The sequence below is a fragment of the Thiocapsa sp. genome (assembly GCF_011390875.1).
Classification (GTDB): domain Bacteria; phylum Pseudomonadota; class Gammaproteobacteria; order Chromatiales; family Chromatiaceae; genus Thiocapsa.
In genome coordinates, this window is the sequence record NZ_JAABRP010000133.1 from 1 (window position 1) to 14,345 (window position 14,345).

General features: G+C 64.5%; 17 protein-coding genes. 11 read left to right on the plus strand and 6 right to left on the minus strand.

The features are described from left to right. A partial coding sequence (locus tag GPT33_RS11920) for a Panacea domain-containing protein (protein WP_296809218.1) occupies nt 1-459 on the minus strand: 459 nt, incomplete at its 3' end. A gap of 407 nt (nt 460-866) precedes the next feature. Between GPT33_RS11920 and GPT33_RS11925 the strand changes: the two genes are divergently transcribed. After that, nucleotides 867-1,328: a DUF1156 domain-containing protein gene (locus GPT33_RS11925; protein WP_296809223.1), complete on the plus strand. Its 462-nt coding sequence runs from the start codon at nt 867-869 to the stop codon at nt 1,326-1,328. 627 nt (nt 1,329-1,955) lie between these two features. Here GPT33_RS11925 and GPT33_RS11930 read toward each other — a convergent pair. After that, nucleotides 1,956-2,372 (minus strand): CHAP domain-containing protein, encoded by a 417-nt coding sequence (locus tag GPT33_RS11930; RefSeq protein ID WP_296809226.1) that lies wholly within the window; start codon nt 2,370-2,372, stop codon nt 1,956-1,958. Nucleotides 2,373-2,635: 263 nt separating this feature from the next. Here GPT33_RS11930 and GPT33_RS11935 point away from each other — a divergent pair, with 263 nt between their 5' ends. After that, nucleotides 2,636-3,313: a rhodanese-like domain-containing protein gene (locus tag GPT33_RS11935; RefSeq protein ID WP_296809229.1), complete on the plus strand. Its 678-nt coding sequence runs from the start codon at nt 2,636-2,638 to the stop codon at nt 3,311-3,313. 177 nt (nt 3,314-3,490) lie between these two features. Here GPT33_RS11935 and GPT33_RS11940 read toward each other — a convergent pair whose 3' ends face one another. Continuing rightward, nucleotides 3,491-4,357 carry a YicC/YloC family endoribonuclease gene (locus GPT33_RS11940; protein WP_296809232.1) on the minus strand — a complete coding sequence of 289 codons (867 nt, stop codon included), beginning with the start codon at nt 4,355-4,357 and terminating at the stop codon, nt 3,491-3,493. A gap of 292 nt (nt 4,358-4,649) precedes the next feature. On the opposite strand from GPT33_RS11940, the gene GPT33_RS11945 reads away from it, so the two are divergent. The 8 genes from GPT33_RS11945 (at nt 4,650) to GPT33_RS11980 (ending at nt 10,446) form a co-directional block, all read left to right on the plus strand. Next, nucleotides 4,650-5,570 carry a serine/threonine-protein kinase gene (locus GPT33_RS11945; protein ID WP_296809234.1) on the plus strand — a complete coding sequence of 307 codons (921 nt, stop codon included), beginning with the start codon at nt 4,650-4,652 and terminating at the stop codon, nt 5,568-5,570. Between the two features lie 71 nt (nt 5,571-5,641). Further along, on the plus strand, nt 5,642-6,361 hold the full coding sequence (gene rph / locus GPT33_RS11950; RefSeq protein ID WP_296809259.1) for a ribonuclease PH: 720 nt from the start codon (nt 5,642-5,644) through the stop codon (nt 6,359-6,361). Nucleotides 6,362-6,401: 40 nt separating this feature from the next. Then, complete coding sequence (gene rdgB / locus GPT33_RS11955; protein ID WP_296809237.1) at nt 6,402-7,025, plus strand: RdgB/HAM1 family non-canonical purine NTP pyrophosphatase; 624 nt, start codon at nt 6,402-6,404, stop codon at nt 7,023-7,025. An 11-nt stretch (nt 7,026-7,036) separates the two neighbouring features. Continuing rightward, nucleotides 7,037-7,759, plus strand: a complete 723-nt coding sequence (locus GPT33_RS11960) for a YggS family pyridoxal phosphate-dependent enzyme (protein WP_296809240.1) — start codon at nt 7,037-7,039, stop codon at nt 7,757-7,759. Between the two features lie 229 nt (nt 7,760-7,988). Continuing rightward, entirely contained in the window at nt 7,989-8,819 is an 831-nt protein-coding gene (gene proC, locus GPT33_RS11965; RefSeq protein ID WP_296809243.1) for a pyrroline-5-carboxylate reductase, read from the plus strand. Next, nucleotides 8,816-9,391 carry a YggT family protein gene (locus tag GPT33_RS11970; RefSeq protein WP_296809245.1) on the plus strand — a complete coding sequence of 192 codons (576 nt, stop codon included), beginning with the start codon at nt 8,816-8,818 and terminating at the stop codon, nt 9,389-9,391. Before proC ends, GPT33_RS11970 begins: the two co-directional genes overlap by 4 nt. 31 nt (nt 9,392-9,422) lie before the next feature. After that, the gene (locus GPT33_RS11975) at nt 9,423-9,722 is read left to right on the plus strand and encodes a DUF167 family protein (protein WP_296809248.1); all 300 of its coding nucleotides are present in this window, start codon (nt 9,423-9,425) and stop codon (nt 9,720-9,722) included. 280 nt (nt 9,723-10,002) lie between these two features. After that, nucleotides 10,003-10,446: a DUF4426 domain-containing protein gene (locus tag GPT33_RS11980; RefSeq protein WP_296809249.1), complete on the plus strand. Its 444-nt coding sequence runs from the start codon at nt 10,003-10,005 to the stop codon at nt 10,444-10,446. 187 nt (nt 10,447-10,633) lie between these two features. Here the strand turns inward: GPT33_RS11980 and GPT33_RS11985 are convergent, their stop codons facing one another. Then, entirely contained in the window at nt 10,634-11,320 is a 687-nt protein-coding gene (locus GPT33_RS11985; protein ID WP_296809252.1) for a sulfite exporter TauE/SafE family protein, read from the minus strand. A 150-nt stretch (nt 11,321-11,470) separates the two neighbouring features. Here GPT33_RS11985 and pyrE point away from each other — a divergent pair, with 150 nt between their 5' ends. Then, complete coding sequence (gene pyrE, locus GPT33_RS11990; RefSeq protein ID WP_296809253.1) at nt 11,471-12,112, plus strand: orotate phosphoribosyltransferase; 642 nt, start codon at nt 11,471-11,473, stop codon at nt 12,110-12,112. A 12-nt stretch (nt 12,113-12,124) separates the two neighbouring features. Here the strand turns inward: pyrE and argB are convergent, their stop codons facing one another. Both argB and GPT33_RS12000 read right to left on the minus strand, forming a co-directional pair. Next, nucleotides 12,125-13,021 carry an acetylglutamate kinase gene (gene argB, locus GPT33_RS11995; RefSeq protein WP_296809255.1) on the minus strand — a complete coding sequence of 299 codons (897 nt, stop codon included), beginning with the start codon at nt 13,019-13,021 and terminating at the stop codon, nt 12,125-12,127. A gap of 38 nt (nt 13,022-13,059) precedes the next feature. Then, on the minus strand, nt 13,060-14,345 hold a 1,286-nt coding region (locus GPT33_RS12000), incomplete at its 5' end, for a phosphomannomutase/phosphoglucomutase (RefSeq protein WP_296809257.1).

Genomic DNA, 14,345 nt, shown 5'->3' on the forward strand with positions numbered 1-14,345 from the left:
CGCCTCGCTCATGCCTCTGCCGTCCTGCCAAATCTTGGCCCAGGCTCCGTTCTCGGCATGGGTGACATCGATCATTGCCGGCGAAAAGGTATCGAGATAGCGAGCCGCCAGCTCGTCCATGATGCGAAGCTCGCGCTTGGTGAAGTGGCTGTCGTCGAAGGCGACCAAGGGCACCACAGTCTCGCGAACATAGTCAATCACCGGCTCAGGCCGGATCCGAATCGCGGCTGCCAGATCAGGCTCCGGGTCGTCCCACTCCTGCATAACCTCCACCGGCACGGGGCCGTACTTCCAGGCTTGATAGTCCAGCCCGGTCACGCTGCGCCCGGTTTGCCGAAAGTGCTCGAAGTCGAGCAGATACAGCAGCTTGAACAGCTTGATCTTGCCCAAGTGTTTCGTCTTGTGGGCGAAGTACAGGATGGCGTTGACCAGTTTGTCGCGTTCGTAGGTAATGAGCATGTGTGCGAGCCCGCAGGCTTTGATCGCCGGCCAACGACCGGCAGGATAAGCAGAGACAACGCCCCGAAGTTTAACGCAAAGCATCGGAGACCTCATGCCGAACTTGACCCTCGCGATCCCGGATTCCACGCTCTCCGCCCCGAGGCGCTCGCCGGCTGCGGTCCAGCGGTGGATTTCGACGACCGCTCCGCCAACATCCCGAGGTGCATTCGCGCAGACCTGTCCCGGACAGGTCGCGGAAATCGCCGAGCCCGGAAGCGGCCGTGGCGCCCAGTATCGCTGGACGGGCGTAAAATGAGGGCGAGAAACGCGCAATTCCTTTCGCTGAGCCATTTCGCGGGCCGAAATGGCGCATCAATGGCTCGCAGCCATTTACCGATCCATTTGCCGGCCCATCCGACACTCTTATGACCATCCGCCTGATCGAGACCTGGCTGCCCATCGCCGAGATCGGCCTGGAGGGCCCGCGCGAGCGCACCCCCATGACGCCCTTCCCGGCGCCTAACCGCCTGCACGTCTGGTGGGCGTGCCACCCGCAGGTCGCTTCCCGCGCCGCGATTCTGGCCGCCCTGCTGCCGGCCGATGCGGATCGGGAGCGGTTCATGCGGGTGCTGGGGATTCATGGAGATCCGGTTGCGGCTCGGGCGGACATGGACCGAGCTGTCCGGAACGGTATCCGCGTTGACGACCCTTACGGGTACACAAGAGCCTTTGGCCATTTACCCGGCAAAGACGATCTGGAATGGTTCTGTTATGAGGCTCGTCGGCTTGGCATTGATGACCCAGTGTTTTGGACCCAACAGCAGGCGGGGGCAGCATCCCGTTTGAAGCCACGCGACTCAACCTCAACACCGCGGCCACCGATCTGAATCCGGTCGCGGCTCTTATCCTCCGCGCAACCGTTGATTGGCCTCTTCGGTTTGGACTCCACGTTCATCAGGAGTTTCTTCGGCTTAGCCAGACTTGGAGGGCAGAGGTCGAGGCTCGCCAGACCGCCTTTTTTCCTCAAACCTTCGCGCCCGTACAAGTCGACACGACCTACCTCTGGGCTCGAACCATCACCTGCCCCTACTGCGACGGTCTAATCCCCCTGTCGCCAAATTGGCGTTTAGCGTCGAGCGGAACTGGCGTACGTCTCACACCACGGTTAGGTGATGGGCCGAGTACCGCTGGCCGAATCTGCGATTTCGAGATCGTCAGCAATGCGGCCGAGCACGCGAAAGGCACCGTGAAGGGCGGAGACGCCGAGTGCCCTTTCCCGGACTGCGGCGCGGACGGCCGGACAGCCCGGCGGCGCCCTTGCGCGACTCGCGCAACCTCCGGATGAAGTCCTTCGGACTATAGGCCATCACGCCGACCACAGCGCTTCGCGCCCCGCCGCATCACCGCGACCCTCTACGGAAACCGCGCCATCACCGCCCTGCGGTTGGGTCGCTCAGCGAGCGGTGGGGCGATCGATCCGGGGCGTGCTGCAGCCGCGGGCTGTTTGGGAATACTCAGTGCACCGGATACACCCATCCGGCGATACGACCGCCATCGGCTCTGGAGCGGCTGTTTGGCTCGACATCCAGCAGCGTGAAGCGGCCGTTGATCTCGAACAACTGGATGCGCCGCGCGAAGGCTTGCGGATTCTCCCAAGGCCGGTTGTCGTAGTTCTCCTCGGCCAGCGCGACCAGACCCTGTTCGCGGTCCACGTCGACGACCACGGCGACATGCCCGGCGCGCCATTCCTGATCCTCGCGATCGGCGAGATAGATCACCAGATCGCCACGCTCGGGCGGGTGGCGCGCGGTTCCGTTGAACGAGCGCCCCAATGGCACGATCTCGCCGGTGCGCGGATCGGTTGCCTCGGTCGGATAGAGAATGTCGTAGGCCATGTCCACGTCGCCGAAGGTCAGGGAGCGGTTCTTCATCCACCATAGCCGAGCGTATCCGACACATTGGTAGGTGATGCCGACGCACTGCTTCAAACTGTCGTGCGGCGAGTCCCGCGACACCGCTACTTCCCCGCTCGCCAAGTCGACGAAGCTGCGCTCAGGGTGCACGCAGCGCGAGGCACAGTTGGAGCGCCTGCGCCGCGTCGGCCACCCCAAGCACCTGCCCGAAGGGCGTCACGCACGGACCCTCGCATGCACCGCGACTCTGGGTGATCAACCCTGGCCACTCAAGGAGTCCGATGGCCGGCGGCGGTCGCCATCGCCATGACAAACCGCAAAGGGACTTGAGCCATTCCGGAAAATCATCGAACAAGTTGATGTGGCTCAGCGCAACCCTCTATGTGCCGAGAATTATCAATGTTCCTGAATATGCTTATATGCAGGCATTGATCAACAACGTCAGGAGGTGCGCCATGTCTCGAGCTCGTTCTATCGCCTTGATGTCCGCGTTCGTGCTTCTGTTCGGATTCGGCACGACGGGCTGGACCTATGACGCGAATCTCGCCGACAGCTACGCCAAACTCTTCGCACCGGCGGAAGGCGCACAGACCGGCAAGGGACTGCACTGCCTCAAGCCCGAAGCCTTCATGAATATGATCAAGTGGGACGAACCGGTGACCACGATCGATATCCGCACCCCGGCGGAGGCCAAGGTGTTCAGTACCGTGCTGCCGGGCCATCTGAGCATTCCGCTCAATGAGCTCTTTCTCCCGGCAAATCTCGAACGGATTCCGACGGACCGCACGGTCGTGATCCTCTGCAAATCCGGAATCCGGGCCGCAGCAGCAGGCACGGCGTTGCGCCATATCGGTTTTGATCGAGTCTTCATCCTGGAAGGGGGGTTCAAGGCGCTGATCGATTTTCTCGACCCGATGACCGCCAATAGCCCTCCCGCCGAGGCGTTGCCAAAGAGATAGTGCTCGGGGTTGTTCCAACCGACGGACCCTGCGACGAGGCAGGGGTCCGCCTGTGTAGGGATTCGGTTTCTTGGTTCTGCGCTCTCGGAAAACGCACGAGACCGGATCGTCGGGCTCCCACGGACCGCTTTCGGTGATCGCGGTCCGAGCCTCGAGGCGACGCTCGGAAGCGCCGAGTTATTCCAGATTCTGAACCTGCTCGCGCATCTGCTCGATCAGGACCTTCATCTCGACCGCCTCGCGGGTGACATCGACATCGGCCGACTTGGAGCCCAGGGTGTTGGCCTCGCGGTTGAGCTCCTGCATGAGAAAATCCAGGCGGCGCCCGACCGGCTCACGGCGTTTGAGCACATCGCGGACCTCGGCGACGTGGGCCTCGAGGCGGTCCATCTCCTCGTCCACATCCAGGCGGGCCGCGACCAGGGCCATCTCCTGTTCCAAACGGGCAGGATCCAGCTCGGCGCGCAGCTCGGCGAGTCGATCCGCAAGACGTCGTCGCACACTCGTCATCACCTCGGGCATCCGGGCACGGACGCGCACCACGCTCTCCTGCAGGCGATCGCAGCGATCGACCAGCAGTCGCTCGAGGCGCTCGCCCTCGCGCTCGCGGGTCGCGAGCAGGGTGTCGATGGCGCGCTCCAGCAGATCGAGCGCGGCGGCCGTCACCTCGTCCAGATCGCGGTCCTGCTCTTGGAGCACGCCGGGCCAGCGCAGCAGCTCGAAGGGCGAGGGCTCGACCCCACGGCCGATGATGGCGCCGACCTCCTGCCCTGCTGCGAGGAGCTGCTCGACGAAGGCACCGTTGACCCGCAGACTTCCGGTGAGACCGACGGCCGGAACATAGCGCAGGTTGCAGTCGAGCTTACCGCGTTGCACACGCGCGGCCAGGCGGGTGCGCACGCTGGTTTCGAGCGCGCGCAGTTCCTCGGGCAGCCGCAGGTGCGGTTCGAGATAACGGTGGTTGACGGCCCGCAGCTCCCAGATCAGCTCGCCGAAATCACCGCAGCGCGACTCGCGCGCGAAGGCCGTCATACTTTTGATCATGGAGTCGTACCTTGGGTGGTGATGTGGGGCGCGATGTGGGCGTCGGCGCTCGGGCGCATCGAGCGGCAGCGAGACCGAGTGCGTGCGACCTCTCGCATGGATCCGGACTCGGGACGACCATTATCCGGGTCGACCTGCCCGACGCAACGGCGAAAAGCACGATGCGACCGATGCGTCTCGGTAGACGTTGCCTTGTTTCGCGCGCGGGCGCAGGATTCCGCCCCGAGTGTTTGACTCGCCCGCGGCCGGCTGCGTGCCGCCGAACCCTGAACGGAGACCGACACAGACCATCATGGCCGTCGCCCGAGACAGCCTTCCCGCCGGCACCTTGTTGGGTCCTTATCGCGTCGTGAAGACGATCGCGCAGGGCGGGTTCAGTCTCATCTACCTGGCCTATGACGAGGACTCGGGCGAAGAGGTCGTCATCAAGGAATACATGCCGAAGAAGATCGCGCGGCGCGACAGTGCCCGACGCGTGATGGCGAGCGAGCCGCAGCTCGCCGAGAATCTCTATCAGGGGCGCAAGCTGTTCTTTCAGGAAGTAAAGGCCCTCGCTTCCGTGAAACACCCTTCGATCGTCAGGGTGTTGGACTTCTTCCTCGCCAACGACACGGGCTATCTGGTCATGCCCAACGAGCGGGGTCGCAATCTCGGTGCCTATGTCCAGTCAAGGCACGGCGGCCTCAGTACGACCTTCATCCTCGATGTCTTCATCCCGGTCCTCGATGCCCTCTCGCTGTTGCATCGCCATTGCATGGTTCATCTCGACGTCAAACCCGGGAATATCCATCTGAGGCACGGCAACCGACCCATGCTGCTCGATCTCGGCGCCGTGCACCCCTTGGCGAAGAGCCGCGCACGTGGCGGACATGTCGTCACCGCTGGTTATTCGCCGATCGAGCAGTACATGCGCGACGGTCAGGTCGGCCCTTGGACGGACGTCTACGCGGTCGGGGCCAGCATCCGCGCCTGCATGGAAGGACGCACGCCGCCTCCCGCTCCCGAGCGTCGAAAGGAAGAGACCCTGATTCCGGCCACGGAGGAGCTGAAAACCCGGTATCCTTTCGCCTTACTCAGGCTGGTCGATTGGTCGATGTCGATGGAGATCGGCGATCGTCCACAGGATGCCGGAGAGCTCCTCGCGGCGGTCCTCGACGAGGTTGCTCACAGTCCGGACACGGTTTCGCGCACGCTGCCGAGCGAATCCGACTAGTCCCGCCACACCACACCCGTTCCGGTTTCGAGATCGAGCATGCCATGACAGACACCTCTACAACCGCCCTCGTGCGGCCGTCCGGGCGCCGCCCCGACGAGCTGCGCCCGATCCGACTGACACGCGGCTTCACCCGCCACGCGGAGGGCTCCGTGCTGGTCGAGTTCGGCGAGACGCGCGTGCTTTGCACGGCATCCGTGGAGTCGCAGGTGCCGCCCTTCCTGAGGGGCCAGGGCAAAGGCTGGGTGACCGCCGAATACGGAATGCTCCCGCGCGCCACCGATACACGCAGTCCGCGCGAAGCGGCTCGCGGCAAGCAGGGCGGCCGCACGCTCGAGATCCAGCGCCTGATCGGTCGGTCGCTGCGCGCGGCGATGGATCTGAGCGCTCTCGGGGAGCGCTCGATCACGCTCGACTGCGATGTTCTGCAAGCCGACGGGGGCACCCGTACCGCGTCCATCACCGGGGCCTGGGTCGCCTTGCGCGACGCGATCGACGGGCTGCTGGCACGCGGAGAGATCGCGACCGATCCGCTGCGCACACAGGTCGCCGCCGTCTCGGTCGGCATCGTGAAGGGTGTTGCGGTACTCGATCTCGATTATGCCGAGGATGCGGGCGCAGAGACCGACATGAATCTGGTAATGGACGGCGAAGGCCGCTTCGTCGAGCTTCAAGGGACCGCCGAGGGCGTGCCCTTCAGCCGCGCCGAGCTCGACGCTCTCATCGCGATCGGCGCCGCCGGCATCCGCGAGATCCAGACCGCTCAGCGCGCCGCGCTGCAAGGCGCATGACAGGGGTGCTTGCACCCGATCCGTCGACAAGGAGAATGGCATGAGTATCCCGCACGCCGGCGAAGCCCTCGTCCTGGCCAGCAACAACCCCGGAAAGGTTAGAGAGATCAATCAGCTGCTGTTGAACGCCCGCATCAAGGCGGTCCCTCAGAGTGATTTTGCCGTGCCGGACGTCGAAGAGACCGGGTTGACCTTTGTGGAAAACGCCATCCTCAAGGCGCGACACGCGGCGCGGTACAGCGATCTTCCCGCCCTTGCGGACGATTCCGGCCTGGAAGTCGATGCGCTCGACGGCGCACCCGGCATCTATTCCGCGCGCTATGCGGGACCCGGCGCATCCGATACCGCGAATCTGCAAAAGCTGCTGGCCGACCTGGACTGGGTGGACGAATCCAAACGCACCGCGCGATTCCAGTGTGTCTTGGTCTACCTGCGCCATCCCGCCGATCCCACACCGCTCATCTGCCAGGGCACCTGGGAGGGCTCGATCCTTGCCGCCCCGCGTGGCGAGCACGGCTTCGGGTACGACCCCGTCTTCTGGGTGCCGACGCACGGATGCAGCTCCGCGGAGCTGGATCCGGAGACCAAAAACCGGCTGAGCCACCGGGGTCAGGCCCTGCGTGCGCTGCAGGCCCTTTTGGAGTCGGCGGACGCCGACGTCTGAAGGCCCAGACGATGGAACCGTACGAGGCGATCGGCAACGACGGCATCCAGGAACGTCTGCTCGAGGTTCAAGCCCGCATCCGCGCGGCCGTCGAGCGCGCGCAGCGCCCGCCGGACAGCGTCGCGCTGCTTGCCGTGAGCAAGACCCACGGCGCCGAGGCCGTGCGTGCGGCCTACGCCGCCGGTCAACGGGCATTCGGCGAGAGCTATGTGCAGGAGGCGATCGAGAAGATCGCCCTGCTCGCCGACCTGCCCGATATCGAGTGGCACTTCATCGGCCGCATTCAGGCAAACAAGACCCGCCAGATCGCGGCCCGTTTCGATTGGGTCCACGGCCTGTCCGATTCGGCCCACGCGCGTCGCCTGAGCGAGCAACGTCCGAGCAACCTGCCCCCGCTCAAGGTCTGCATCCAGGTCAACGTCAGCGGCGAGACCAGCAAAGGCGGTGTCGAGCCGGAGGCGGTTGCCGCCCTCATCGCGACCTGTGAGGCCCTGCCTGGCCTGGTTGTCCGCGGACTCATGACGCTCCCGGCACCGGCCGAGGACGAAGATGCTCAACGCAAGCCGTTTCGCGGCCTGCGTCTGCTGCGCGATCGGCTGGCCACCGCAAACCGCCCGCTTGCGTGTCTGTCGATGGGCATGTCGGACGATCTGGAGGCCGCGATCCTCGAAGGCGCGACCCTGGTCCGGGTCGGCACGGCAGTCTTCGGGCCGCGGCCGTATAATGCGGGGTGATCGTTCCTCTTAAGCCGAGTCCAGAGTGAAATACGTCATTTTCATGTTGTGTCGGGCTCAAGGTTTTTTCCGGACCCTTGTGAGGACGCGGTTTAAAATTTAATATTTTTTAATACCTTAAACCGCGCCAGCTCCGACAGTTGTCGGAGCTGGCGCGGCCAAGCCAATCCAAAAAACGACGCCTACCGCACCGAGCGCGGTTTAACCTCCGATCTCTTTAGGGCTCGACATGACGACAACCAGGATTGCCTTTATCGGTGGCGGTAATATGGCCACCAGCCTGATCGCCGGTCTCGTTGCCGACGGCTATGCGCCGGACTCGCTCCAAGTGGCCGATCCCAGCCCGGAGCGTCGCCGGATGCTGCAGACCCGCTACGGGGTCCGGATCTTCGCCGACAATCGAGACGCGCTCGCCGACGCCGACACACTCGTACTCTGCGTCAAACCGCAGCTCGCCGGGCAGGTCTGTGCCGAGATCGCCGATGCCGCATCCGCGCATGCCCCGCTCGTGATCTCCATCATGGCCGGCGTACCCGAGCAGACGATTCAGCGCTGGCTCGGGGGAACCTTGCCGGTCGTGCGTGCCATGCCCAACACGCCGGCCATGGTACAAACCGGCGCAATCGGGCTGCATGCCAGTCCCGAGGTGAGCGCGGAGGGCCGTAATCGTGCGGAGACCATTTTGCGTGCCGTCGGCCTGACCCGCTGGGTCGAGACCGAGGTCCAAATCGACGCGGTGACCGCCCTGTCGGGGAGTGGTCCGGCCTACTTCTTCCTCTTCATGGAGGCGTTGGAAGAGGCCGGCATCTCGCTCGGGCTGGACGCCGAAACGTCCAGGCTCCTGACCATCCAAACGGCGCTGGGTGCGGCCAAGATGGCCGTGGAGAGCGAGGACACGCCCGGGCAGCTGCGCGAGCGTGTGACCTCACCCGGCGGCACGACGGAACGTGCGCTCGAGCACCTGCTCAAGGCCGATCTGCACGCCCTGATGAAGCGCGCCGCGCACGCCGCACATGATCGTGCGGTCGAACTCTCACGGAGCCTGTCGGAGCAAGCATGAGCGGTTCCTATCTGACCAACCCCGCAGTATTCCTGATCCAGACCGTCTTCGGGCTCTATATCACCCTGGTGGCGATCCGCTTCCTGCTGCAATGGGCGCGGGCTGATTTCTACAACCCGATCTCGCAGTTCGTGGTCAAGCTGACCTCGCCCGTGCTGCGACCGCTGCGCCAGGTGATCCCGGGCTATGCCGGCATGGATCTGGCCGCCTTGGCGCTGGCCTGGCTGCTCAAGTCCGTCGAGCTGGCGTTGTTGGTGGCAGTGCTGGGGCTGAACGTCTCGCTCTTCGGCGCGCTGGGTTGGGCGATACCTGCAGTCATCCAGCTCTTCATCAACATCTTTCTGTTCGGGATCCTGATCCGCGTTATCCTGAGCTGGGTCAATCCTGATCCTTACAACCCCGCGGTCGCGCTGCTGACCCGCCTGACGGATCCGATCATGCGACCGGCGCAACGGATGATTCAGCCGATCGGCGGCATCGACCTCTCGCCCATGGTGGTGATGATCGGTTTGGTCCTGCTCGAGATGCTGCTGATCCCGCCTCTGAAGTGGCTGGTCGGCAGTCCCTTCTGAAGCCGTGCTCGAGCACGGCGACGCAATCGGGATGGACATCGGATCCTGGTACCGATGGAATGGCGATGACTTGGAGCTGGCGTTGCGCGTGAAACCGCGCGCACCCAAGGACGCCTTCATCGGAGCGGAAGGCGATCATTATCGGGTCGCCATCAAGGCACCGCCCGTCGAGGGCAAGGGCAATTTGGCGCTTCGGAAGTTCATCGCGGATGCCTTCGGCGTCGCACCGTCCAAGGTGTCCTTGATCGGCGGCGAGCAATCGCGATACAAGCGGCTGCGGATTCAAGCGCCGCGGACATTCCCGATCCCCGTTAAGCCGCGCTCGCAGTGACATGGCCTGTTGCATCCGGCTCTCGCGATGCTGCACCAACCCTGCCGCCTTGGCGCTAATGCGCGTCAGCTCCGACGCTCAAGGATCCGGCGAGGCAGCGCCCATCCGAAAACAATGCATTTCGCTCGGGAGGCGGTTTAGCGCGGTTTAGAGATTTTTTCCTCGCTTCTGAACCGCACCTGCCGGGAAGGTCGTTGATTCATGGGCGTCCGAGCCCACGTGCTCATGACGCATGTCGCAACGGACGTGGTTCATCTCATCCGCCAAACGAGGTTTCATCATGATCATTCAACGGACCTTTGGGATCCTGATTGCCGCCGGACTGCTCGCTGCTCAAAGCGTTTGGGCCGAAGGCCCGGTCGTCGCAGGCGACTACAGTATCTACGCCAACGCCATGACGGCCGAGACGCTCAACCCCGAGATCGCGAATCTCTACCGGATTCAGCGCAGCAAGCTCAACGGCGTGCTGACCGTCTCGGTCGTCAAGCCGCACCCCGACGGGACGCGCGCAAACGTACCCGCACGCGTCGAGGCCACCGCACGTACCGGCGACACGCCTGCAGGTGTGATCCCCATGCGTGAGATCCGTGTCGGTGAAGGCGTCTCCTATGTCGGCCAGTTTCCGATCGCGAATCTCCAAATCGTGGATTTCGAGATCCAGGTCACCCCGCCCGGTGGAGAACCCGCGGCGATCGAGCTGCAGCAGCAGTTCTTCACCGATTAAACCGCGTCTCCTTGCAACAGGCGAGGTTCAGCTTGAGTCGAACGCATGTGGCCGCCATCAGACCTTTCAGCTGACGCGGTTTAAGATAATAAATTTTTTAAATACTTAAATCGCGCCAGCTCCGGCGTTCCCAGTGCGCACGACCCCGATCCATCTGATAAAGGGGGATATCACTGAAGAGCGCGATTTAACGGAGCTGCCAGAGGGCGTAGAGGCCGAAGCCGATGACCAACAGCCCGGCGACTTGCTTGACCCAGGCGCGCTCCGAGATACGCGCGGCAGCGCCGGCCAGGAGGCCGATGCCGAGGAGGTTGGGGAGCGTACCGGCGCCGAAGGCCAGCATGACGAGCGCACCGTCCATGACGCTGCCGGTGGCAACCGCGGTGATGAGGACGCTGTAGACCAGACCACAGGGGATCCAGGCCCAGAGATAACCTAGGGCCGCAGCCTGCATGGGTTTGCGGACCGGCAACACGCGTCGACCCAGTGGCTCGAGACGCCGCCAAAGCACGGCGCCTGCACGTTCAACCACGGCGATGAGACGCCACCAGCCGCCGAGATAGAGTCCGAGCAGGATCATCACGACCCCGGCGAGGCCGTACAGGACACGCTGCATGACCTGAAAGGCGTCGAGCTGGAGCAGCAGGGCGCCGAGTCCACCGAACAAGGCGCCCGCGGTGGCGTAGCCGGCGATGCGTGCCAGGTTGTAGGTCACCTGGTAGGGCAGCATCAGCCAGGGGTCGCGACGGATCCGCGGATCCAGACCCAGAGTCAAGGAGCCCACCAGGCCGCCACACATGGATAGACAATGGACGCCGCCCAGCAGGCCGACCAGAAAGGCGGTCAGGTAGATCCCCGGCGGTGTCTCGATCATGCTCGGTACCTCGTCTTGAACTGCGCCCGGTGCGCTATGTGTGGTTTGTTGGATTAGCTTGGCCGCGCCAGCTCCGACAACTGTCGGAGCTGGCGCGGTTTAGCTGATAGCGTTCGCCAATCAGCTCGCCGGCTCGATAAGGAAACCCGTATGAAAGATTACCAACGCGAATTTTTGGCCTTCGCCGCCGAGATCGGCGCATTGCGCTTCGGCGATTTCACGCTCAAGTCCGGACGCCAAAGCCCGTACTTCTTCAATGCCGGCCTCTTCAACACGGGCGAGCGGCTGTCCCGGCTCGGGAGCGCCTACGCGCGCTGCATCCTGGATGCCGCCCCGGCCTTCGACGTGCTGTTCGGGCCGGCCTACAAGGGCATCCCGCTGGCAGCGGCGACCAGCATGGCGCTCGCCGCGCAGTCCGGCCGCGACACCGCCTACGCCTTCAATCGCAAGGAGGTCAAGGATCACGGCGAGGGCGGTCTGATCGTCGGCAGCCCCTTGGCCGGGCGCATCCTCATCATCGACGACGTCATCACCGCAGGCACCTCGGTGCGTGAATCGGTGCAGATCATCCGCGATTCCGGGGCCGAGCCGGCGGGCGTGGTGATCGCACTCGATCGGCAGGAGCAAGGCCGGGACGGACGCTCGGCGGTCGCCGAGGTGACCGCGACCTTCGGCATCCCGGTCTACAGCATCGTCGGGCTGACCGACCTCGTGACCTACCTCGACGAGCAGCCCGAGCTCGATGCCTTCGCCGAGGCCGTGCGGGCCTACCGGGCTCGCTACGGGATTTAGGCTGTTCCCGACTCAGCGACTGCGGATGAGGGTTCCGACACCTTCGTCCGTGAAGAGATCGAGCATGACGGCATGCTCGACCCGCCCGTCGATGATATGCGCGGACTTCACCCCGCCATTCACCGCATCGAGCGCGCACTGCACCTTTGGCAACATTCCGCCTGCGATCACCCCTTCCTTGATCAGGGTCTCGACTCGTCCGATGTCCAGCTCCGGAATCAGGTTGCCTTCTGCGTCGAGCAGACCGGCCGTGTTTGTCAGCAGCAGCAATTTCTCCGCCTTCAGAACCTCGGCGATCTTGCCCGCGACCAGATCGGCATTGATGTTGTAGGAGCGGCCGTCTTCGCCCACGCCGATCGGCGCGATCACCGGGATGAAGTCGCCCTTGACCAGCATATGGACGACGGCCGCATCCACGCTCTCGACCTCGCCGACATGACCGATGTCGATGATCTCCGTGGCCTCCAACTCGGGCGCATCGCGGCGCAGCAGGAGCTTGCGCGCGCGGATCAGGTCGCCGTCCTTGCCGGTGAGGCCGACCGCCGAGCCGCCGTGTCGATTGATGAAGTTGACGATCTCTTTGTTCACCAACCCGCCGAGAACCATCTCGACCACGTCCATGGTCTCGTCGTCCGTCACCCGCATGCCTTGAACGAACTCGCTCGCCTTGCCGAGTCGTTTGAGCAGGGAGCCGATCTGCGGCCCGCCACCATGCACGATCACGGGATTCACCCCGACCATCTTCATGAGGACGACATCGCGTGCAAAGCCCTGTTTGAGGGTCTCGTCCACCATGGCGTTGCCGCCGTACTTGATCACGATAGTCTTGCCGCGAAAGCGCCGGATATAGGGCAGCGCCTCGATCAGGACATGGGCGATGGTGTGGGCACGTTCGTTGAGGATGGACATGGCTTGGTGTTGCTCGGGTTGGAATGGGTCGGACGAGGTCAGAAGGGCAGCGCAAGCCCGGGCGCGGCCTCGGCCATGAGTAGGCGAAACCGCTCCTGCATGGCACGGAGTGCGACCGGGTCGTCGCCTTCGAAGCGAAAAACCAGCTTGGGCAGGGTGTTCGAGGCGCGCACCAGACCCCACGCGGCCGGGCCGTCGAGACGCAGACCGTCGATGGTCTGCACCGCGAGATCCTCGACGCGATCGGCCAGCCGGGTCACCTGCGCCATGATCCGCTCGGCATCGCCCTCGGGCAACGGCAAGGCCAGCTCGGGTGTGGCGATGCCGCCGGGGAAGGTGTGGAAGATCGCGTCCGTGGGGCGAGGATCGCGCGACAGGATCTCCAAGAGCCGGGCGCCGGCATAGAGTGCGTCGTCAAAGCCGAGCCAACGCTCCTTGAGCATGATGTGCCCGCTGAGCTCGCCGGCAAGCTGTGCATCGGATTCGCGCAGCCGGGCCTTCAGCGGCGCATGCCCTGAGCGCCACGGCACCGGGCGACCGCCCGCGCGACGGATCACCTCGGCGAGATGGCCCGTGCATTTGACGTCGAAGATGATCTCGCTCCCCGGATGTCGGGTCAGGATATCGACTGCGAGGCACATGAGGACCCGGTCGGCGGCGATGAATCGGCCGCCGGCATCGATCACGCCCAGGCGATCGCCGTCGCCGTCGAACCCGAGGCCCAAATCGGCACCGTCTTGTACCACCCGCTCCGAGAGTACCCGGAGACACTCGGGGCGGGCCGGATCCGGGACACGTTCGCCCATCCCGGCGGCCGGGTCGCAGTCGAGCGCGATCACCTCGCAGCCGAGCGCGCGAAAGACGGCCGGCGCGAGCGCGGAAACGGTGGCGTTGCCGCAATCCAGCACCAGCCGCATGGGGCGGGCAAGACGAATGTCGCGGACGATGCGCTCGCGGTAGCGCTCGGAGATGTCGCACTCGATGAGGCCACCGGCCCCGCTGGTCAGGTCGCCCTCCAGGATGCGCCGCCGCAGGTCCTGAATCGTCGCCGCATCCGCGCTCACGCCGCCGAAGACGACCTTGACCCCGTTGTAATCGGGCGGGTTGTGGCTGGCGGTGACGATCGCCCCGGCGCAGGGGCCGGCCTCGCAGCAGGCGAAATAGACCATGGGCGTCGGGGCGATGCCGAGGTCGACGACGTCGATCCCGGCGGCGCGAATCCCGGCGATCAGGGCTTTGGTCAGGGCCGGACTGGATGCGCGGCAGTCACGTCCGACCATGACCGTACGATCCCCGCGCGCTGCGGCCTCGCTGCCGATCGCCC